We start from the raw sequence: 21,288 nt of genomic DNA, 5'->3' as shown, positions 1-21,288 counted from the left end.
GCTCTCATAGACATATGCACTACCAGCGCACCTTCGCCTCAAATCCACCTTGTTCCGCATTCCCAAACACAACATTCATGCCATGCAATTTGGCGATTCGCTGGACAATCGACAGCCCAAGCCCGCTGCCGGTAGCGGTTTGTCCAGGGGGGCGGTAGAAACGTTCACCAATTCGCGCCAGTGCCTCTGGCGTCACACCGGGGCCGTTGTCTCTTACGGTGAAATTATCTGCATTCAGAGTGACGTCCACCACGCTGCCCTGTGGACTGTAACGTACTGCGTTATCCAGCAGATTTCGGACCAGTAGACTTAGCAATAGCGGTTGCCCGGTGCGTTTGATGCCGTGGGCATTGAGCGTCAGCCGCACGTCAATTTTTGCCTGCTGCGCCGTGTGGTAAATATCCATCACTGACGATTGCAGGAGGTCTTCAAGCGGGATCTCCGCGACGTCCTGAAGGTTATCCAGTGAGTCGAGCCGCGACAGGGTGAGCAACTGATCAACCAAGCGGGTAGCGCGATCGATCCCCGAATGTAATTGCATTAGTGCTTTTTTCCGTGCCTGTGGATCATCATCGGAAAGCTGTGCGACTTCGGTTTGCACTTTCAGCGCCGTTAATGGGCTGCGCAGTTCGTGAGCTGCATCAGAGGTAAAGCGCCGCTCACGGATCATCATCGCATGTGTACGATCGAACAGTTGATTCAGCGACTCGACCAGTGGACGCACTTCGCTGGGTACACCTGCGGTGTTAAGTGGTTTTTCTGAGTCGGGATCGCGCAAACGTAGCGCAAGCGCCAGTTTGTTCAGCGGCGAGAGTTCACGACCCAGCAGTACCATCATGATGATTAACATAATGGGTAACGCAACGAGCCACGGGATCAATTGCCCGGCGACAATCGCCAGCGCCATGTCTTCACGGTATTCCCATTCCTGACCTACAACAATGCGGTATTTACCATCAGACGACGTCATCCAAACAAAACGCCAGGGATCATCTTCATCTACCAGTTGACCGTTAGTAAATCCTTCACGTTGATAGTGATAGGGAATATCCTCCCCGTTGTCGCCATCGTTGAGCACCATTTTTCCATCGTGGGTAAAGATGGCAAAGGTTAGCGCATCATCATCTACATGACCGTGTTTGAATTTCTTCGGCGCTCTTGCCATACGATCTGCCGCATTGATTTCGTTGAGATCGAGCGTACTTAACCGTTTGGCAAACAGCATTAACTGGGTATCGAACAACTCGTCGACGTTATCCGTTGTTTGCTTCCAGGCGACAAAACTGGAAAGCAGCCAGGTCACCGAGGCCAGAATCAAAAAGATCAGCGTCAGCCTGACTCGCAGACTAAGGCGTTGGGTAAATTTCATTTCTCACCTAATGTGTAGCCTATACCGTGAACGGTACGAATAAAGTCACTGCCGAGTTTGCGCCGCAGATGATGCACATGCACTTCGACGGCATTGCTGGTGACCTCTTCGTCCCAGGTATACAGTTTTTCTTCAATCAGTTTGCGCGGCAGTACCCGACCGGCGTTGCGCATCAGGAGTTCCAGCAGGGCAAATTCTTTTGGTTTTAACGTTAAGGGTTCACCTGCCAGGGTGGTGATACGTTTGCCGGGGTCGAGCATGACGTTGCCGTGGTGTAACTCATTACTGACTTGCCCGTTGCTTCGACGCATCAGGGCTTCCAGCCGGGCGGCGACTTCTATCAGCGCAAAAGGTTTGCACAGATAATCGTCGGCCCCCAGGCGCAAACCTTCTACGCGCTCCGCCAGTGCGTCGCGCGCGGTCAGGATCAGTACCGGCTCACGTTGACCTTTTTCTCGCCATTCGCGCAAAATATCGCGGCCATCCATGCCCGGTAAGGTTAAATCCAGAATTACCGCGTCGTAAGGTGCGCTATAGAGCGCCTCTTTTCCCTGACGACCTTCCGTAAACCAGTCGACGCTAAAACCCATCTTACTCAGACCTGTTTTGATGCCATCGCCAATCAGCATGTCATCTTCTATCAGTAAAATTCGCATCTTTTCATCCCTGCGATAACTGTATTTGTTGCAAGTAAACCGTGTTGTAACGTGCTCTGTACAGCCCTAAATTTTCTTTTTTTTCCTTAAGAAGTTGTTAAGGACTATCTTGTTTAATGCTCGGAAACAGACATTAAAGGGAGTAACAAACATGAAAAAATTCGCAGCAGCAATTGCAGTAATGGCCCTGTGCAGCGCACCGGTAATGGCAGCAGAGCAGGGTGGTTTTTCTGGCCCATCGGCAACACAAAGTCAGACCGGAGGATTCCAGGGGCCGAACGGCAGCGTAACTAACGTAGAAAACGCGAAATCTCTGCGTGACGACACCTGGGTAACCTTGCGCGGGAATATCGTTGAGCGCATCTCTGACGATCTGTACCTGTTCAAAGATGCCAGCGGCACCATCAATGTAGATATCGACCACAAACGCTGGAACGGTGTGACGGTAACGCCGAAAGATACGGTTGAGATTCAGGGCGAAGTGGATAAAGACTGGAACTCTGTTGAAATTGACGTTAAACAGATCCGCAAAGTAAACCCGTAATTTTACCGCTCCCGGGACGCGTTCCCGGGAATAATTTCGCAGGGAGGCAAAATGAAAAACCAGACCTTGAATGTAAGTGTTATCGATTTTCCATCCACCCATGTGGCGATTTTGCCGCATCGCGGTAGTCCTGAGTTGCTCAACTACAGCGTGGCGAAATATATCATGTGGCGCAAAGAGACGGGGCTTTCCCCTGTTAATCAAAGCCAGACCTTTGGCGTCGCCTGGGACGATCCTGCCACCACCTCACCAGATGCGTTTCGCTTTGATATCTGCGGCAGCGTTAACGAACCGATTCCGGAGAATCGTTATGGCGTGAGTAATGGTGAACTTACTTCGGGACGCTATGCCGTTGCCCGCCATGTTGGCAATCCGGATAACATATCTCATACCATCTGGGCCATCATTCGCCGCTGGCTTCCTGAAAGTGGTGAGAAAATGCGTAAAGCACCGCTCCTGTTTCACTACACCAATCTTGCCGAAGGGATGACAGAGCAGCGACTGGAAACGGATGTTTATGTGCCGTTGGTGTGATGGGGAATCTTGTGAGCCAAATGTGTCTTTGTGCTTGATAAGTGGTCGTTAACGAAAAGATTACTGCTCGCAAAAATTCTAAGTACCGCGATGCAGAGCATACCGTTTTGCAGCAGGTCGAGTATCTGGCCCTGGATAATTCGGTCACTGGCTATAACCGCTATCGCGCGGGAGAGGTCGATCTGACCTGGGTTCCGGCGCAGCAAATTCCTGCTATCGAAAAATCGTTGCCAGGCGAGTTGCAGATTATCCCGCGTCTGAACAGCGAATATTACAACTTCAATATGCAGAAAACGCCGTTTGGCGACGTACGTGTGCGGCGGGCGCTATATCTGACGGTCGACAGGCCGTTAATCGCGCAAAAGGTACTCGGGCTGCGAACGCCTGCAACCACGCTGACGCCGCCAGAGGTAGAAGTTTTTAGTGCGACGACGTTCGATGAACTGCAACAGCCAATGAGTGAGCGCGTCGCGATGGCAAAAGCATTGCTGAAACAGGCGGGATACGACGCCTCTCACCCGCTACGCTTTGAACTGTTCTACAACAAATACGATCTGCATGAGAAAACGGCGATAGCCTTGTCTTCCGAATGGAAAAAATGGCTTGGCGCACAGGTGACGCTGCGCACGATGGAGTGGAAAACGTATCTTGATGCCCGGCGTAGCGGTGATTTCATGTTGTCGCGGCAGTCGTGGGATGCGACGTACAATGATGCTTCCACTTTCCTGAACACGCTTAAAAGCGATAGTGAAGAGAACGTCGGTCACTGGAAAAACACGCGGTATGACGCGATATTGAATCAGGCGGCGCAAACCACTGATGCGGGGAAACGTAACGTGCTGTATCAACAGGCCGAGGCCATTATCAACCAGCAGGCTCCGCTCATTCCCATCTACTATCAACCGCTGATCAAACTGCTTAAACCCTACGTTGGCGGTTTCCCGCTGCATAATCCTCAGGATTATGTTTACAGCAAAGAGTTGTATATCAAGGCACATTGATGCCTTTATCGCCGCCGGAGCACGTCCGGCGGCGCTAATGACGCTGATCTCCTGTGACTCGACGCGGCAGATAATGTAGTATCTCCAGCAATATTGCCCCTTTGAAGGCTGGCGAATAAGTTGAGGAATCAGAATTAATGAGCGATATGGCAGAGCGCCTTGCGCTGCATGAGTTTACGGAGAACGCCTACTTAAACTACTCCATGTACGTGATCATGGACCGTGCGTTGCCGTTTATTGGTGATGGTCTGAAACCCGTTCAACGCCGCATTGTGTATGCGATGTCAGAACTGGGCCTGAATGCTACCGCCAAATTTAAAAAGTCGGCTCGTACTGTCGGTGACGTACTGGGTAAATACCATCCGCATGGCGACAGCGCCTGCTATGAAGCGATGGTGCTGATGGCGCAGCCATTCTCTTACCGTTATCCGCTGGTGGACGGGCAGGGGAACTGGGGGGCGCCGGACGATCCGAAATCGTTCGCAGCAATGCGTTACACCGAATCCCGCCTGTCGAAATATTCCGAGCTTTTATTAAGTGAACTGGGGCAAGGAACGGCGGATTGGGTGCCAAACTTCGACGGCACGTTGCAAGAGCCGAAAATGCTCCCTGCCCGCTTGCCGAATATTTTACTTAACGGCACCACTGGCATTGCCGTCGGCATGGCGACGGATATTCCGCCGCACAACCTGCGTGAAGTCGCGCAGGCGGCAATCGCCTTAATTGAGCAGCCCAATACCACGCTCGACCAGTTACTGGATATCGTGCAGGGACCGGACTACCCGACCGAAGCGGAAATCATTACCTCCCGAGCAGAGATCCGCAAAATCTACGAGAACGGTCGCGGTTCTGTGCGTATGCGCGCGGTGTGGAAGAAAGAAGATGGCGCGGTGGTTATCAGCGCACTACCGCATCAGGTTTCTGGCGCGCGCGTACTGGAACAGATTGCTGCGCAAATGCGCAACAAGAAGCTGCCGATGGTTGACGATCTGCGCGATGAATCTGACCACGAGAACCCGACCCGTCTGGTGATCGTACCGCGTTCCAACCGCGTGGATATGGAGCAGGTGATGAATCACCTCTTCGCCACCACCGATCTGGAAAAGAGCTATCGTATTAACCTCAATATGATCGGTCTGGATGGGCGTCCTGCGGTGAAAAATCTGCGGGAAATCCTCTCCGAGTGGCTGGTGTTCCGTCGTGATACCGTACGCCGCCGTCTGAACTATCGTCTGGAGAAAGTCCTCAAGCGCCTGCATATCCTCGAAGGTTTGCTGGTGGCATTTCTCAACATCGACGAAGTGATTGAGATCATTCGTAATGAAGATGAACCGAAACCGGCGCTGATGTCGCGCTTCGGCATTACGGAAACTCAGGCGGAAGCGATTCTCGAACTGAAACTGCGTCACCTCGCCAAACTGGAAGAGATGAAGATTCGCGGTGAGCAGAACGAGCTGGAAAAAGAGCGCGATCAATTGCAGGGCATTCTGGCTTCCGAGCGCAAAATGAATAACCTGCTGAAAAAAGAGCTACAGGCCGATGCCCAAGCTTATGGCGACGATCGCCGTTCGCCGTTGCAGGAACGCGAAGAAGCGAAAGCGATGAGCGAGCATGACATGCTGCCGTCTGAGCCGGTTACCATTGTGTTGTCGCAGATGGGCTGGGTGCGTAGCGCCAAAGGTCATGATATCGACGCTCCTGGTCTGAATTACAAAGCGGGTGACAGTTTCAAAGCTGCGGTGAAAGGCAAGAGTAACCAGCCTGTGGTGTTTGTAGACTCTACCGGACGCAGCTACGCTATCGACCCCATTACGCTGCCCTCAGCGCGTGGTCAGGGCGAACCGCTCACCGGTAAACTGACGTTGCCGCCAGGTGCTACCGTTGATCACATGCTAATGGAAAGCGACGATCAGAAACTGTTGATGGCTTCCGATGCAGGTTACGGATTCGTCTGTACCTTTAACGATCTGGTGGCGCGTAACCGTGCAGGTAAGGCACTGATTACTCTACCAGAAAACGCGCATGTTATGCCGCCAGTGGTGATTCAGGACCCTTCCGATATGTTGCTGGCGATTACTCTGGCTGGACGTATGCTAATGTTCCCAGTCAGTGAGCTCCCGCAACTGTCGAAGGGTAAAGGCAACAAGATCATTAACATCCCGTCGGCAGAAGCCGCTCGTGGCGAGGATGGTCTTGCACATCTGTATGTCCTGCCCCCACAAAGTACGCTGACGATTCATGTCGGGAAACGCAAAATTAAACTGCGCCCGGAAGAGTTACTGAAAGTGACCGGTGAGCGTGGCCGTCGCGGCACCTTGATGCGTGGTTTGCAGCGTATTGACCGTGTCGAGATTGACTCCCCGCGGCGTGCTGACAACGAAGAGTAAAATGCAGGAGAGGGCCGCACCTTCTCCTGTCAAAAAGGTGAACCGGATGAAACGTTGAAGTCGTCATCCGGTGCCGCATTTAGTCTGTATAAACAATAAAAATTCCCTTGAAACCGTTGTTTATTCATGCGTTGCGATTAACAATACGTTTTTCCAGAGAGCGGCTTTTAACAATGCCCTAACCTGATTTCAGGTGACGTACAATGCCAGTCTCTCAGATCTTCAGAGGGTGTTATGCTATATATCTTTCGTCTTATTATTACCATTATTTACAGCATCTTAGTCTGTGTATTCGGCTCCATCTACTGCCTTTTCAGCCCGCGTAATCCGAAGCATGTGGCTACCTTCGGGCATATGTTTGGTCGTCTTGCGCCGCTGTATGGCCTGAAGGTCGAATGTCGCAAACCTGCTGATGCTGAAAGCTATGGCAATGCTATCTATATCGCTAACCACCAGAACAACTATGACATGGTGACGGCATCAAACATCGTGCAGCCGCCGACAGTCACTGTAGGTAAAAAGAGTTTGCTGTGGATCCCCTTCTTTGGGCAGTTGTACTGGTTAACCGGTAACTTATTGATCGACAGAAACAATCGCACTAAAGCGCACGGCACGATCGCCGAAGTGGTGAATCATTTCAAAAAACGCCGTATCTCCATCTGGATGTTTCCGGAAGGAACGCGCAGCCGTGGTCGCGGTCTGCTGCCGTTTAAAACAGGGGCATTTCATGCTGCGATTGCCGCAGGCGTTCCGATTATTCCCGTGTGTGTTTCCACGACTTCGAATAAGATTAATCTTAACCGACTGAATAATGGTTTAGTGATCGTAGAAATGCTGCCGCCAATTGATGTCAGTCAATATGGTAAAGATCAGGTTCGCGAGCTGGCTGCCCATTGTCGTTCGATAATGGAACAAAAAATCGCCGAGCTCGATAAAGAAGTCGCAGAGCGCGAAGCCGCCGGAAAAGTTTAAGTCGGCAATCTGTTTTTTGCGGGAACACTTTCCTGCACGGTATTACTTTAGCCAGTTTTACATGGAGCAAATATGTCACTCAGTCGGCGTCAGTTCATTCAGGCATCGGGGATTGCACTCTGTGCAGGTGCTGTCCCCCTGAAGGCCAGCGCAGCCGGTCAACAGCAACCATTGCCCGTTCCGCCGCTGCTTGAATCTCGCCGTGGGCAACCGCTGTTTATGACCGTACAGCGTGCGCACTGGTCATTTACGCCAGGAACGCGCGCGTCGGTTTGGGGTATCAATGGTCGCTATCTTGGGCCGACTATCCGCGTCTGGAAGGGCGATGATGTTAAGCTGATTTACAGCAACCGACTGACAGAAAATGTCTCAATGACGGTGGCCGGGCTACAGGTGCCAGGCCCACTGATGGGCGGTCCGGCACGCATGATGTCGCCAAACGCTGACTGGGCGCCCGTACTCCCCATTCGCCAGAACGCAGCGACCTTGTGGTATCACGCCAATACCCCCAACCGCACGGCACAGCAGGTCTATAACGGCCTTGCCGGAATGTGGCTGGTGGAAGATGAAGTCAGCAAGTCGCTGCCAATCCCTAACCATTATGGCGTGGATGATTTTCCAGTCATTATCCAGGATAAAAGGCTGGATAACTTTGGCACGCCGGAATACAGCGAGCCAGGAAGCGGCGGCTTTGTTGGCGATACGTTATTGGTCAACGGTGTGCAAAGCCCGTACGTTGAAGTCTCGCGTGGTTGGGTGCGCTTGCGACTGCTGAACGCGTCGAACTCTCGTCGCTATCAACTACAGATGAGCGATGGTCGCCCGTTACATGTGATTTCTGGCGATCAGGGATTCCTGCCTGCGCCAGTGTCGGTGAAGCAACTTTCGCTGGCACCGGGCGAGCGCCGCGAGATTCTGGTGGATATGAGCAACGGTGATGAAGTGTCTATCACCTGTGGCGAAGCGGCGAGCATTGTTGATCGTATTCGTGGCTTCTTTGAGCCATCCAGCATTCTGGTTTCCACGCTGGTGCTAACGCTGCGCCCAACCGGTCTTCTGCCGCTGGTCACAGACAGTCTTCCGATGCGCCTGCTGCCAACCGAAATCATGGCCGGTTCGCCGATTCGCAGCCGTGATATCAGCCTGAGTGATGACCCGGGTATCAATGGAAAGCTGTGGGACGTCAACCGTATTGATGTCACCGCGCAGCAAGGAACGTGGGAGCGCTGGACCGTACGAGCAGATGAACCGCAAGCGTTCCATATTGAAGGCGTGATGTTCCAGATCCGCAACGTTAACGGCGCAATGCCGTTCCCGGAAGACAGAGGCTGGAAAGATACCGTTTGGGTCGACGGACAAGTGGAGCTGCTTGTCTATTTCGGTCAGCCTTCCTGGGCGCACTTCCCGTTCTACTTTAATAGCCAGACGCTGGAAATGGCCGATCGCGGCTCGATAGGGCAGCTGTTGGTCAATCCGATACCGTAATGGACCAATTAAATCTCCCGGCGATATGCAGTCCTCACGGTGAGGAAAGACGTAAACAGACGGGCCTGAATCATTCAGGCCCGTCTGTTTGTCAGGTTGAAAATAACCCAGGCAGCATCAGACTGAGCTGCGGGAAATAACAAATCATTGCCATCACCACAAACAATGCCAGAAACATCGGTAGCAATGGTTTTATTACCTTGTCGATACTGACCTTGCCAATACTGCAACCAACAAACAGAATGGTACCGACAGGAGGTGTGCAAAGACCGATGGTTAAGTTGAAAACCATAATAATGCCGAAGTGAATCGGATCTATCCCCAGATGTTGGGCGATCGGCAGAAAAATAGGTGTAAATATCAGGATCGCTGGTGTGATATCCATAAAGGTGCCAACGATCAACAGAATGATATTAATAATAAGAAGAATGACCCATTTGTTATCCGAAACGCTGGTAATCAATTCGTTGATTAACTCAGGCACATCAGCATTCGTCATGGCCCATGACATCCCCATCGAACAGCCTACCAGTAACAGAACAATTGAACTGGTTACCACCGAATCTAACAGAATATCATTGAGCTTCTTAAGGGTGATTTCCCGGTAAATCATCGCCAGGGATAAACTATAAATTACTGCTATTGCCGATGCTTCTGTGGGCGTAAATACCCCCGCGATAATACCGCCAATAATGATAAAAATAAGCATCAGGCTGGGTATTGATTCACGGAATATTTGCAAAAACTGACGAAAATTGATGCGTTCTGCCACTGGATAATGGTTACGTCGTGCATAAAGAGCCGCCACAAACATTAAAGCAGCAGCGGTGAGAATGCCTGGCAAGTATCCAGCTAAGAACAACGCTGCAACAGAAGTGCCTCCACTGGCGAGGGAATAAACAATCAACACATTGCTCGGTGGGATCATCAGACCAATGGGGGCAGAGGCAATATTCACTGCCGCAGAGAACGCCGGATCATAGCCCTCTTTTTCCTGCAGTGGTGACATAATCCCACCTACCGCGGCGGCTGACGCAACAGCAGAACCTGAAATAGCACCAAACAGCGTGTTTGCAAGGATATTACAATGAGCCAGTGAGCCAGGCAGACGCCCAACTAATGCTTGCGCCAGGTTAACCAGCCGTCGGGCGATGCCTCCGGTATTCATAATGTTTCCGGCTAACACGAAAAAGGGAATGGCTAGTAACGTAAAGCCATCCAGTCCCACTGTCATTTTTTGCGAAATCACAGAAATGGCGGCATCGGGAGGTAAGGCAGTAATAATAGATAACAGTGAAGAAAGGCCAATAGCAAAAGTAATTGGCACACCTATTGCCAGCATGACGGCAAAACTGCCAAATAAAATTAAGACGGGGTAGATATATTCAAAGTCCATACTTCCCTCGTTAATGAGAATTCCGTTTACGATAGTTGTCAATAATATTCATCACTGAATACCAGACCAGAATAAGCCCACTGGCAGGCATAACCCAATAGACCTTATCCATCGGCCATTTTAATACAGGAGAAATTTGTCCAACATGTTGTGCTTTTTCAACAACAATGTTTCCTCCATAGATCATAAAAATAACTGCAAAAACGGTAATAATAATTTGGATAAAACTGTCAAGCGTCAGAACAGATGCCGCAGGAAGTTTCTGAGCCAACAAATCAATCGCCAGATGTTTTTTTAACCCAGCGGTATATACACCGCCAAGTAAAATCATCCACATAAATAAAATCTGGGTAAATTCATCAAGCACGGTGCTGGGAGCGTTAAAAATAAAACGAGCAATAACTTGCCATGTTACGCAGAACACCATAATGGCGAGAATAATACAGCAGCATCCGGCAAGGATCTTATTAAGAATATGAGTGAGTGTGCGCATAAGTCTTCCATGAAAGGGCAGGGATTACCTGCCCATTAGGGTTACATACTTTCTACTTGCTCAAGGTTTTTGGCCGATTGTGCATCTTTCGCTTTAAATTCATCGTATAGCGGTTTTACGCGTTCTTTGAAAGCGGATTTATCAACATCAACCACTGTTGCGTTCATCTCTTTCATTTTGTCGTAGGCTTCTTTTTCAGCGGCAGGCCAGATGACATCTTTCATTTGCATCATTGATTCATCGGCTGCCTTTAATAATGCCGTACGCTCTTTGTCGCCAAGTTTATTCAACACATTGGTGCTAATAATTAACACATCAGGCACCATGGTGTGTTCATCACGTGAATAGACTTTTGCAACCTCGGCGTGACGCATATCAGAATAGACAACGGTATTGTTCTCTCCGCCATCAACAACACCTTGCTGGAGCGCAGTGTAAAGTTCTCCCTGAGCCATCGGTGTGGCGACACCGCCAAGCGCTTTCATCATTGCAATGGCGCTGGGGCTTTGTTGAACCCTAATTTTCATTCCTGCTAAATCTTCAGGTTTTGTAATCGGTTTATTGGAATAAAAACTTCTCGCACCGCCGTCATAATACGTAATACCCACAAAACCTTTGCTTTCTGATGACTTGAGTATTTGTTTACCTAAATCGCTTTGCAGAACGCGATAATAATGCTCACGGTCGCGGAATAAGAAAGGCAGACTGAAAAGACTGTAATCCGGGGCGAAAGATTCCAGTGACGCAGCATTCACTTTCACCATCTGCAATGCGCCAGAGTTCATTAGTTCCAGTGATTCGCGCTCGTTACCCAATGTCGCATTTGGGTAAATACGAATAACTAGTTCACCATTAGAATATTCTTTGGTTTTATCAGCTAAATAGCTTAATGCTTTATGGACAGCATGGCTTTTATCCTGATTATGACTGAGTTTTAATGTTGTTTTTGCCAGTGTGGTATTGGAAATTAATAAACAACTGGTCAACAGCATAAGCGATGCCGTCAGAGGACGAAGTGCTTTCATATCCTGCTCCTGGTTAATATAACAGAAACGATAAATACAGCGCTTTTCTATCGTTAGAATAAAAAGAGATTATTAATTCTCTGTCAGATAATGGAAAATCCCTGCCGGAACGGGAATACCTTCCTGCTGACATTTTTCTTTATAGTGCATTTGTGGATCGTTCGGTGCTAATACTTTTTCAACGCCGGGAACCGGTTTAACGGCATGAAGTTCCGTGACCATTTGCGCCATAGTTTCAGCAAAAACAGGATTGCCGAGCTTTTTCGGATCGATGGCAATAACCAAACTTGCCAGCTTACGCATCTTGTCATAATCGCCATACATGCGAACAATATGGTTACCAAAATTCGCATTCATCAGCACGCCAGTCAGTGCATCTATAGCCAGCGCAATGCCTGAACCTTTGTGCTGACCGAAAGGTAACAGGTTTTCAATTTTATGCGGATCAGTGGTGCCATTACCGTCTTTATCTATCGCCAGTCCTTCACCAATATGTTTTCCGGTTTCCTTTGCATGAAGTATTTTGCCGAAAGCCGTGGCACTGGTCGCCATATCAACAATCATCGGATGGCTGTTTTCCACCGGAAAGCCAAAGGCGATGGGGTTAGTTCCCAAAAAGCGCCCGGCACCGCCATGAGGCGCTACGCAGGTATCGGTTTGCGTCATTACGATAGCAATCAATCCTTGGTTGGTGAGCATCTCTGCAAAATAAGACAACGCGCCACAGTGAGAGGCGTTTTTAACGCTAACAAACCCAAGACCTTCTTCCTGTGCCAGTTTGATGGCGTGCTCTGTGGCGCTAATTAATGCTGAATGCCCCATCCCGTCATCAGAGTCGAGAATGGCCACTGACGGTGATATTTGCTCAATACTAAATTGCGCGGTTTTATTTAACCCTCCGGCAGCAAGGCGAGTGCAATAATGTTCGACACGCATAACACCGTGAGAATGCACACCGGTAATATCGGCATGTACTAAAACATCCGTAACTTGTTGTGCGGTGTTAGTATCCAGCCCGGCAGTATATAATTTGTGGTGTACCAGTGATTTTAAATTTGCTTCACCGACATAAACTGTTGTCATCTTTGTTCCCTTAAAAAGTGATCACACCCTTGACCATATTTTTATTTTCTACAACGTTACGTTGGTAATTTTCGCCAACATTAAAGAAATCAAACTCCTGGTTTTTCATTAAGTTTTCATGAATTTTATTGCTGCGCATCAGTTCAATAACTAACGCGAAATCTTCCCGTGTGGCATTACGACTGCTGAGTAACGTTGTCTCTTTTTTGTGGAAGGTTGGATCGTCAATAACGAGCTCACCGATATACAAACCGATGAAAACAATTTTGCCGCCATGACGAATAAGATTGACATCCTGACTCATCGAGGCTTTATTTCCCGTAGCATCAAGTACGACGCAAGCCAGGTCGCCGCCAAAGGTTTCACGAAGCGCGGCAATAAAATCTTCCTGTGTGGGATCGAAGGCATTAATAGCAAGATTATCCACAACGTGCTGGCGACGTTGACTATCAATATCAGCAACAACAACCTGTGCCCCTTTAGCCTGGGCGATGGATGCGGTAGCCAGACCAATTGGCCCGGCGCCAATCACCAGTACGTTTTGTGCAGCCTTGATCTCAGCCCGACGAACGGCATGTGCCCCAATGGCGAAGCATTCAACCAATGCGCCGGCGCTGTCGCTGACCTCGTCAGGGAGCGGCACAAGGTTGTCTTCACGTACCGCAAGGTACTCACTAAAACCCCCATCCTGATGCACGCCATACAGCGAAACACGTTCACAGCAGTTCGTTTTCTCTTCCCGACAGGCGGCGCACTCGCCACACGGAATGCATGGGATAACGGAATAGCGCTGGCCTGATTGTGCCGTTTGACACTGACTGCCTTGTGAAACTGCTTCGGCGCATATTTCATGACCTAATACACGTGGGTAGCTAAAAAAAGGCTGTCTGCCGGCAAATGCGTGAATATCCGTACCACAGATACCCACGGCTTTAATTTTTAATAGCACTTCGTTATCTGCTGGCACGGGAATATCTTTTTCCACATACTCCATAACGCCAGGCTGCTGACAAATTAATGTTTTCATTTCTGCTCGTCCGATAATAATTGGCTGATTGTGGCCTTGATGCCCTTGTTTTTTATATTTGCAAAGGCAATTTTTATTTCATTTATAAAGGGCTGATGATTGCTTAATTCACCAAATATGGCGCTAAGGTGCAGTAATGCGAGCGCCTGTTGCCATGCGTCTTGTTGTTCCTTTATTAGCGCATGAAATTGTTCACTCATTGGATCAGCGACAGACTGGATTTTCTCAACAGCTTCAATGACATAATGCAACCAACCAGCAACGAGCAGTGACAGAACAGCATTGTTTTGCTTTTGCTGATGCAATTTCAGCCAGGGAGTCAGCGCACGCTGGGGAAGCTTTTGCGAACCGTCCATAGCGATTTGCCCGGTACGATGTGCAACATTACGGTTGCTAAAGCGTTCAATTAACAGGTCGGCGTATTCCTGGACGTCGATATTTAAATCAGGATTAAGTGTTCGGGCTTGTTCATTGATCATCAGATGGCGGGTAATGGAACGAAAATTAGCGTCTTCCATGCATTGCCAGATAAATTCATAGCCTGCCAGTGAGCCGTTATAAGCCAGAAATGAATGGCTACCGTTTAGCATGCGTAACTTCATCTCTTCATAAGGCTGAACATTGCTGACAAACATCGCGCCTGCTTTATCCCATTCCGGTCGCCCATGCACAAAATTATCTTCGATCACCCACTGGCGAAATGATTCGCAGACGATCCCGCAGGGATCGGCATAACCGGTTTTAGTTTCCAGTAAGGCGAATTGCGATTCGGTCATTGCCGGAACAATGCGATCGACCATCGTGCCTGGAAATGAGACATTTTCTTCGATCCACTGAGCCAGGGACTGGTCCAGTTGGCGGGCAAAACCGAGAACGGCATTTCGCGTCAGATGCCCATTGTCAGGCAAGTTATCGCAGGAGAGCACACTAAAAGCGGCAAGTCCGGCTGCTTTACGTTGTTGCAAAGCACAGACGATCAAGCCAATAGCCGACTGAGGCGCATCCGGGTTTTGTAGATCGTGTTTGATTAATCCATTGGTGAGATCAAGTGATCGCGTTTGCGAATCGAGGCAATAGCCTTTCTCGGTGATGGTTAATGAAACGATTTTTACCTGAGGTTCAGTCAATTTCTGGATTGCTGCGGCAATACCGTCCACGGGGGTATGGATACCGCCAGTCACCGAGCGTACAAGGCGTGAGGTAGATTGCGATGCAGACGTTTCCACCACCGAAAACAGCCCATTTTGCGCATTTAAGTTTTCGATCAGTTGAGCATCACCAAACAGGTTGATCTCAAAGATCCCCCAGCGGGTGTTCGAAAGCTGATTAGTAAGATCAGTATAGACAGCCTGGTGTCCGCGATGAAAAGCGCCAAAACCAATATGGACAATATCAGCCTGTAACCCGTCTCGAGGCCAGGTGGTGACCTGATCATGGTGGGCGACAGTGATGCTCTCGTTCCCTGACATTATGTGCTTACTCCTGGTAGTTGGTGTGTTTAGACCAATTTACATAATTCATTAGACCAAAAACAGAGAGATGCATCACGCTTGCAGAGAAAGGTAAAAGTACGGAACAGAACAAGAGGAAGTGATTTGAGATGGATGACAAACGTAAAACTGCCTGATGCGCTACGCTGATCAGGCTGGCGATGATTGTGTAACGTATTTAATTTTAATTTTTTATGCCAGATTAGGTATTCACGCTGCATTCGGCACGAGCAAAGCGCGCTTTATCATCAGTCCGTTGATAATTTATTAGACCAATTAACAAGATAGAGTGTACCAGATGAGGGGGGATGCAGAGCCAGCGTCATTTTTCACGTCAGCTCTGGATAAATGAAGGTTAACGAGCGAAGAAAAAGTCATCAAAGTCGCTAATGGAAGCGTCTTGTTTGAAGATTTTGATCAGTTCATTTTTGCTGTTTTCCAGATGGTTCCAGGACGCTTCTCTGGCAAGCTCTGAATCTTTCTGTTGCAGCGCAAGGACAATAGCCCGGTGATCTTCCAGCCATTGCAGACGCAAAGGCTTTTCGTGCAAATACTTGTAGTTCAGCTTCTTCCAGCGGGGGTTTTCTGTGCGCACTGCCCGCCATAATTCGGCGGCTTGTTTGATCAGCACACGATTTTGCGTTGCTTCGGCAATAAGGCTATGAAATCGGTGATCCAGCTCTTCAAATTTATCACTTTCCGCTGCGATTGCCTTTTCCTGCAAACTAATGATTTTCTTTAATTCTTGTAATTCGTTAAAGCTGATCTGGCTGGCTGCAAAACCGGTAATATTGCTCTCGATCACCTGGCGCGCCTGCAACAGTTCGAACGGGCCAATTTCTGAATAAGGCATTAATGATTTCTGATTGAGCTTATCGGTGGAATCGACAAAGAAGATCCCTGACCCTTGCTTCACATTCAGTACGCCTTTGAGTTCCAGCATAATGATGGCTTCACGAATGGTAGTCCGGCTGGTATTAAACCGCTCGCTCAGTTCACGTTCTGAAGGTAAGCGCTCTCCGGCTTTGAATACGCCTGAATACAGCAACTCTTCAATTTGTAGACCAATATCGTAATAGCGGCGCTTTGTAATAACCTGTTCCATACCTTGCCTTACTGTGGGTGTCCTCGGATAGCCGATCGTCGTGCAACATGACCTGAACGTTGCTGATCGGCATAAATAGTAGCGGCAGTTGCCACGATACCGCTAGCCTTAAATGTGTTTGCCCCGATCGGCAGTGAAAACTTCACCAGGGTATTTCGTCACCGTTTATCAACATCACTTCATTTCCGCGCGTGATACAGCGTATAATCCCCGGTCTTTGATTATTTTTTTACCATTTCTGGAAGCAAAATGAGCTCTATCTCCCTGATCCAACCGGATCGCGACCTGTTCTCCTGGCCGCAGTACTGGGCCGCCTGTTTTGGACCGGCACCGTTTTTGCCGATGTCTCGTGAAGAGATGGATCAACTTGGCTGGGATAGCTGCGACATCATTTTGGTTACTGGCGACGCGTATGTCGATCACCCAAGCTTCGGGATGGCGATTTGCGGTCGTATGCTGGAAGCGCAGGGCTTTCGCGTTGGGATCATCGCCCAGCCGGACTGGAGCAGCAAAGACGATTTCATGCGTCTGGGTAAACCGAATCTGTTTTTCGGCGTTACCGCAGGCAATATGGACTCGATGATCAACCGTTACACTGCCGATCGCCGTTTACGTCATGACGACGCTTACACGCCGGATAACGTCGCAGGTAAGCGTCCGGATCGCGCCACACTGGTTTATACCCAGCGTTGTAAAGAGGCGTGGAAAGATGTGCCGGTGATCCTCGGCGGTATCGAAGCCAGCCTGCGTCGTACCGCACATTATGATTATTGGTCCGATACCGTGCGCCGTTCCGTGCTGGTAGATTCGAAAGCCGACATGCTGATGTTCGGTAACGGTGAGCGTCCGCTGGTGGAAGTGGCGCATCGCTTGGCAATGGGCGAGCCGATTAGTGAAATCCGCGATGTGCGCAATACCGCGATTATCGTGAAAGAGGCGCTGCCAGGCTGGAGCGGCGTGGATTCCACCCGTCTCGATACCCCGGGGAAAATCGACCCGATCCCGCATCCGTATGGCGAAGATTTGCCGTGCGCGGATAACAAACCGGTGGCGCCGAAAAAACAAGAAGCCAAAGCCGTTACCGTGCAGCCACCGCGCCCGAAACCGTGGGAAAAAACCTACGTGTTGCTGCCTTCTTTCGAGAAAGTGAAGGGCGATAAAGTTCTGTACGCTCATGCTTCGCGCATTTTGCACCACGAAACTAACCCAGGCTGCGCCCGGGCATTGATGCAAAAACATGGCGACCGCTATGTGTGGATCAACCCGCCAGCTATTCCTCTTTCTACCGAAGAGATGGACAGCGTCTTTGCGCTGCCGTATAAGCGCGTGCCACATCCGGCTTATGGTAACGCCCGTATTCCGGCTTACGAAATGATTCGTTTCTCGGTCAATATTATGCGCGGCTGCTTTGGCGGCTGCTCTTTCTGCTCTATTACCGAGCATGAAGGGCGCATTATTCAGAGCCGTTCGGAAGATTCGATCATTAATGAGATTGAAGCGATCCGCGACACCGTTCCTGGCTTTACTGGCGTGATTTCCGATCTCGGTGGGCCAACTGCCAACATGTATATGTTGCGCTGCAAATCGCCACGCGCCGAGCAAACTTGTCGCCGTTTGTCGTGCGTTTACCCGGATATTTGTCCGCATATGGACACTAACCACGAACCGACCATCAATCTCTATCGCCGTGCTCGCGATCTCAAAGGTATCAAGAAGATCCTGATCGCTTCCGGCGTGCGTTACGACATTGCCGTGGAAGACCCGCGCTATATCAAAGAGCTGGCGACCCATCACGTAGGTGGTTATCTGAAGATTGCCCCGGAACATACCGAAGAAGGGCCGTTATCGAAGATGATGAAGCCGGGCATGGGCAGTTATGACCGCTTTAAAGAGCTGTTCGATACCTACTCGAAACAGGCAGGTAAAGAGCAGTATCTGATCCCCTATTTCATCTCCGCGCACCCGGGTACGCGTGATGAAGATATGGTGAACCTGGCGCTGTGGCTGAAAAAGCATCGCTTCCGCCTCGACCAGGTACAGAACTTCTACCCATCGCCGCTGGCTAACTCGACCACCATGTATTACACCGGGAAAAACCCGCTGGCGAAGATTGGTTATAAGAGTGAAGACGTCTTCGTACCGAAGGGCGACAAGCAGCGTCGTTTGCATAAAGCGTTGTTGCGTTATCACGATCCGGCAAACTGGCCGTTAATCCGTCAGGCGCTGGAAGCAATGGGTAAAAAGCATCTGATTGGCAGCCGTCGCGATTGCTTAGTGCCTGCGCCAACCATTGAAGAGATGCGCGAAGCTCGCCGTCAGAACCGCAATACCCGTCCAGCGTTGACCAAACATACGCCGATGGCGACCCAGCGTCAGACGCCTGCTACGGCAAAAAAAGCGTCGTCTACGCAATCTCGTCCGGTGAATGCTGGCGCGAAGAAACGCCCTAAAGCAGCGGTCGGACGTTAAAAAAAATCCCCGGTAACAGAATGCTGCCGGGGATTGTTTTATCATTCCGCATACATACGCAAGCAGCGCAGGCAATCGAAATAGTCCTGCGCATCAAGACGCGTATTGGCTCTGTTAGCTTCAGATTTTGCCGCATAGATTTGTGGACGTAATGCTTTCATATCCTGCTCAAGTCGGGTGATTTTGGCATTTAATGTTTGCACATTGCTCGCCAGTTGATTGACCTTTTGCTCATTGACGCACCCATTTAATAAGCCAGTTACCAGAATTAGTGTTCCCACGCTGAAAGTCTTTTTCATTATTTATTTCTCCCTGTTTTTTATTGTTATGATTAATAGTTGATTGATGTTTAGTGGAGTATTACCACCGTGGCGGGTGCGCCCAAATTCCGTCTGGCCATCTTCCGGCATCATCCAGCCGTGTGTTAACTTTTTCTGCCGCTTCTTTCGCTACCTGAATTTCCTGACGTAAAGCGTTGATATCCTGTTGGAGTTGATCGACTTTTATATTTATCAGATGAATATCATTTTCTACATGACTGATTTTTTCATTACTGACGCAGCCTGTGAGTATGAACATTAGAAAAAAGAGTAACAGTTGATTATTCATTTCCAGTTTCCTTTATCTGGTATTAATTATTCCGCTCACCGCTGTAATCTGGCGGCAGTCTTCGCTTCAATCTGTTTAAGTAAACTTCCGCCGCCTGGGCGGATAAAATCGGCAATTTCCCACTTACCCTCACGCCGCTGTAAAACAATTTCTTGCTCTTCGCTGTTGCCATTGGTCAATGCAAAACGAACATAAATACGAGCGGAGTCGGCAGTTTTCTCCAGCACACGAATTTCATCAACGCGTGAAAATAACGACTCTTCGCCAAAACAGATTGGGTTGTCGTAGATAAATTGCCGCTCTAATTGCATATCTTCATCGGAGTTACTGTCAGTCTTGAAGGTAGTTTTATAGAAGGCATTAACAGCCTGGCGATAGGTGTTGGAAACAACCCACGTCCAGGGCCAGCTATAATGAGTGATATGGTCAAACTGACCCTGGCCCAAAATCAGTGCAGTGCTAAATCAGAGATCTTCGTCTTTCCGGAGACTTCGGATGAATTCAGCCGGAGTCATGTCATTTAATGATGAATGTGTCCTTTCATGATTATATTCCCTGCGCCAGCTGTCGAGTTTGTCCTGCGCATCTTCCAGTGACAGGAACCAGTGAATGTTCAGGCATTCATCCCGCAGACTGCCGTTAAATGATTCAATGAACGGGTTATCTGTCGGCTTTCCGGGGCGCGAGAAGTCCAGGGTCACGCCGTGTTCATACGCCCATTTATCCAGACTTTTTGAGATAAACTCGCTGCCGTTATCTGTCTGAATACGTACTGGCAGGCGCTTACCCAGCACCCGCAACCCTTCCATCACACCGACCACATCCTCGCCTTTCAGCGACTTTCCGGCATGGATCGCCAGACACTCCCGACTAAAATTATCGACTACAGTCAGCGCCCGGAAACGCCGTCCGTTAAACAGATTATCCGACACGAAATCCATACTCCAGCACTGATCGATATGCGTCAGGACCGGACGTTGCTGGCGATGTGCTGCACTGACATGTCTGCGGGGGCGCTTTCTGCGCAGGTTGAGGCCTTCCAGACAGTAAATCCGGTGTGTTTTCTTATGGTTAACAAGCCAGCCCTCCCGCCGCAGCTGGATATGAATACGCGGACAACCATACCGTATCCGGGTTTCCGCGATCTCCCGGATACGCTGGGTTATCGCCCGATCGTCACGCCGGCTCTGCCAGTGGTAGACAGTTCTGCTCTGCATCAGCAACCCGCATCCCCGGCGGACACTGATGCGGTATGCTTCCTGCAGGAAATGCACCGCCTGGCGCTTCTGAGCCGGCCTCAGAACTTTTGTTTCAGTACCTCCTGCAACATCTCCTTATCCAGACTCAGATCGGCCACCAGTTTCTTCAGCCGCTGATTTTCATCCTCCAGTTGCCGCAGACGCCGCAGTTCCGTCACGCCCAGACCGGCAAATTTCTTCTTCCAGTTGTAAAAGGTGGCCTCAGAAATACCCATCTTTCTGCAGACTTCCCCTACGCGGGTGCCGGTTTCGGCCTGTTTCAGCGCAAACGCAATCTGTTCTTCGGTATAACGGGTCTTTTTCATGGTAATAAGCCTCTCTGTTAGCAGGAAGAAAGACCGGAGACTTCAGTTTAGACTGGTACTGTTTTCAGGGAGGAGATCA

Annotated in this window: 19 protein-coding genes and 1 pseudogene; 7 read left to right on the top strand and 13 right to left on the bottom strand. The window is 49.6% G+C overall.

Annotated elements, in window-relative coordinates; genetic code table 11:
* Nucleotides 1-19 precede the first annotated feature (19 nt).
* The gene (qseC, locus tag FEK46_RS00885; RefSeq protein ID WP_135559847.1) at nt 20-1,369 is read right to left on the bottom strand and encodes a quorum sensing histidine kinase QseC; all 1,350 of its coding nucleotides are present in this window, start codon (nt 1,367-1,369) and stop codon (nt 20-22) included.
* Nucleotides 1,366-2,025, bottom strand: coding sequence for a quorum sensing response regulator transcription factor QseB (qseB, locus tag FEK46_RS00880; protein ID WP_130210339.1), 660 nt, complete (start codon nt 2,023-2,025; stop codon nt 1,366-1,368). The genes qseC and qseB overlap by 4 nt, the downstream gene beginning before the upstream one ends.
* Before the next feature lie 151 nt (nt 2,026-2,176).
* Here qseB and ygiW point away from each other — a divergent pair, with 151 nt between their 5' ends.
* The 6 genes and pseudogenes from ygiW (at nt 2,177) to ftsP (ending at nt 8,948) form a co-directional block, all read left to right on the top strand.
* The gene (gene ygiW, locus FEK46_RS00875) at nt 2,177-2,569 is read left to right on the top strand and encodes an OB fold stress tolerance protein YgiW (RefSeq protein ID WP_096251400.1); all 393 of its coding nucleotides are present in this window, start codon (nt 2,177-2,179) and stop codon (nt 2,567-2,569) included.
* A 51-nt stretch (nt 2,570-2,620) separates the two neighbouring features.
* Nucleotides 2,621-3,103, top strand: a complete 483-nt coding sequence (locus FEK46_RS00870) for a GyrI-like domain-containing protein (RefSeq protein WP_135559846.1) — start codon at nt 2,621-2,623, stop codon at nt 3,101-3,103.
* Between the two features lie 27 nt (nt 3,104-3,130).
* Nucleotides 3,131-4,104: pseudogene (locus FEK46_RS00865) on the top strand (ABC transporter substrate-binding protein); the annotation flags it as partial.
* Between the two features lie 137 nt (nt 4,105-4,241).
* A complete protein-coding gene (gene parC, locus FEK46_RS00860) occupies nt 4,242-6,491 on the top strand; it encodes a DNA topoisomerase IV subunit A (RefSeq protein WP_130210335.1) in 2,250 nt (749 codons plus the stop codon).
* Nucleotides 6,492-6,725: 234 nt separating this feature from the next.
* On the top strand, nt 6,726-7,463 hold the full coding sequence (gene plsC / locus FEK46_RS00855) for a 1-acylglycerol-3-phosphate O-acyltransferase (protein WP_135559845.1): 738 nt from the start codon (nt 6,726-6,728) through the stop codon (nt 7,461-7,463).
* A 72-nt stretch (nt 7,464-7,535) separates the two neighbouring features.
* Complete coding sequence (gene ftsP, locus FEK46_RS00850; RefSeq protein WP_130210333.1) at nt 7,536-8,948, top strand: cell division protein FtsP; 1,413 nt, start codon at nt 7,536-7,538, stop codon at nt 8,946-8,948.
* A gap of 91 nt (nt 8,949-9,039) precedes the next feature.
* Here ftsP and FEK46_RS00845 read toward each other — a convergent pair whose 3' ends face one another.
* The 7 genes from FEK46_RS00845 to FEK46_RS00815 all read right to left on the bottom strand — a co-directional run bounded on the left by FEK46_RS00845 (nt 9,040) and on the right by FEK46_RS00815 (nt 16,567).
* A complete protein-coding gene (locus FEK46_RS00845) occupies nt 9,040-10,344 on the bottom strand; it encodes a TRAP transporter large permease subunit (protein ID WP_130210331.1) in 1,305 nt (434 codons plus the stop codon).
* A 10-nt stretch (nt 10,345-10,354) separates the two neighbouring features.
* Nucleotides 10,355-10,837 carry a TRAP transporter small permease gene (locus FEK46_RS00840; protein ID WP_130210329.1) on the bottom strand — a complete coding sequence of 161 codons (483 nt, stop codon included), beginning with the start codon at nt 10,835-10,837 and terminating at the stop codon, nt 10,355-10,357.
* A 41-nt stretch (nt 10,838-10,878) separates the two neighbouring features.
* The gene (locus tag FEK46_RS00835) at nt 10,879-11,862 is read right to left on the bottom strand and encodes a TRAP transporter substrate-binding protein (protein WP_130210327.1); all 984 of its coding nucleotides are present in this window, start codon (nt 11,860-11,862) and stop codon (nt 10,879-10,881) included.
* Between the two features lie 72 nt (nt 11,863-11,934).
* The gene (locus FEK46_RS00830; protein ID WP_135559844.1) at nt 11,935-12,945 is read right to left on the bottom strand and encodes an Ldh family oxidoreductase; all 1,011 of its coding nucleotides are present in this window, start codon (nt 12,943-12,945) and stop codon (nt 11,935-11,937) included.
* A 10-nt stretch (nt 12,946-12,955) separates the two neighbouring features.
* Nucleotides 12,956-13,972 (bottom strand): zinc-binding alcohol dehydrogenase family protein, encoded by a 1,017-nt coding sequence (locus FEK46_RS00825; protein ID WP_135559843.1) that lies wholly within the window; start codon nt 13,970-13,972, stop codon nt 12,956-12,958.
* Nucleotides 13,969-15,441: a mannitol dehydrogenase family protein gene (locus tag FEK46_RS00820; protein WP_135559842.1), complete on the bottom strand. Its 1,473-nt coding sequence runs from the start codon at nt 15,439-15,441 to the stop codon at nt 13,969-13,971. The genes FEK46_RS00825 and FEK46_RS00820 overlap by 4 nt, the downstream gene beginning before the upstream one ends.
* 376 nt (nt 15,442-15,817) lie before the next feature.
* Nucleotides 15,818-16,567 carry a FadR/GntR family transcriptional regulator gene (locus FEK46_RS00815; protein WP_130210319.1) on the bottom strand — a complete coding sequence of 250 codons (750 nt, stop codon included), beginning with the start codon at nt 16,565-16,567 and terminating at the stop codon, nt 15,818-15,820.
* Nucleotides 16,568-16,816: 249 nt separating this feature from the next.
* Between FEK46_RS00815 and FEK46_RS00810 the strand changes: the two genes are divergently transcribed.
* Entirely contained in the window at nt 16,817-19,036 is a 2,220-nt protein-coding gene (locus FEK46_RS00810; protein ID WP_000095187.1) for a YgiQ family radical SAM protein, read from the top strand.
* Between the two features lie 41 nt (nt 19,037-19,077).
* Here FEK46_RS00810 and yqhH read toward each other — a convergent pair whose 3' ends face one another.
* From yqhH to FEK46_RS00790, 4 genes are all read right to left on the bottom strand, one after another.
* Nucleotides 19,078-19,335: a lipoprotein YqhH gene (gene yqhH / locus FEK46_RS00805; protein ID WP_130210313.1), complete on the bottom strand. Its 258-nt coding sequence runs from the start codon at nt 19,333-19,335 to the stop codon at nt 19,078-19,080.
* Nucleotides 19,336-19,396: 61 nt separating this feature from the next.
* On the bottom strand, nt 19,397-19,645 hold the full coding sequence (locus tag FEK46_RS00800; protein WP_130210311.1) for an LPP leucine zipper domain-containing protein: 249 nt from the start codon (nt 19,643-19,645) through the stop codon (nt 19,397-19,399).
* A 35-nt stretch (nt 19,646-19,680) separates the two neighbouring features.
* Complete coding sequence (locus FEK46_RS00795) at nt 19,681-20,091, bottom strand: hypothetical protein (protein WP_240731108.1); 411 nt, start codon at nt 20,089-20,091, stop codon at nt 19,681-19,683.
* Nucleotides 20,092-20,109: 18 nt separating this feature from the next.
* A protein-coding gene (locus FEK46_RS00790; protein ID WP_130261386.1) for an IS3 family transposase occupies nt 20,110-21,209 on the bottom strand; the annotation gives its coding sequence in 2 pieces (ribosomal slippage) (nt 20,110-20,954 and nt 20,954-21,209; 1,101 coding nt in all).
* Between the last annotated feature and the right edge of the window lie 79 nt (nt 21,210-21,288).

The organism is Escherichia sp. E4736 (assembly GCF_005781225.1).
Classification (GTDB): Bacteria; Pseudomonadota; Gammaproteobacteria; order Enterobacterales; family Enterobacteriaceae; genus Escherichia.
Note: the sequence above shows the minus strand (reverse complement) of the source record. Positions and strands in the feature narration are given on the sequence as shown.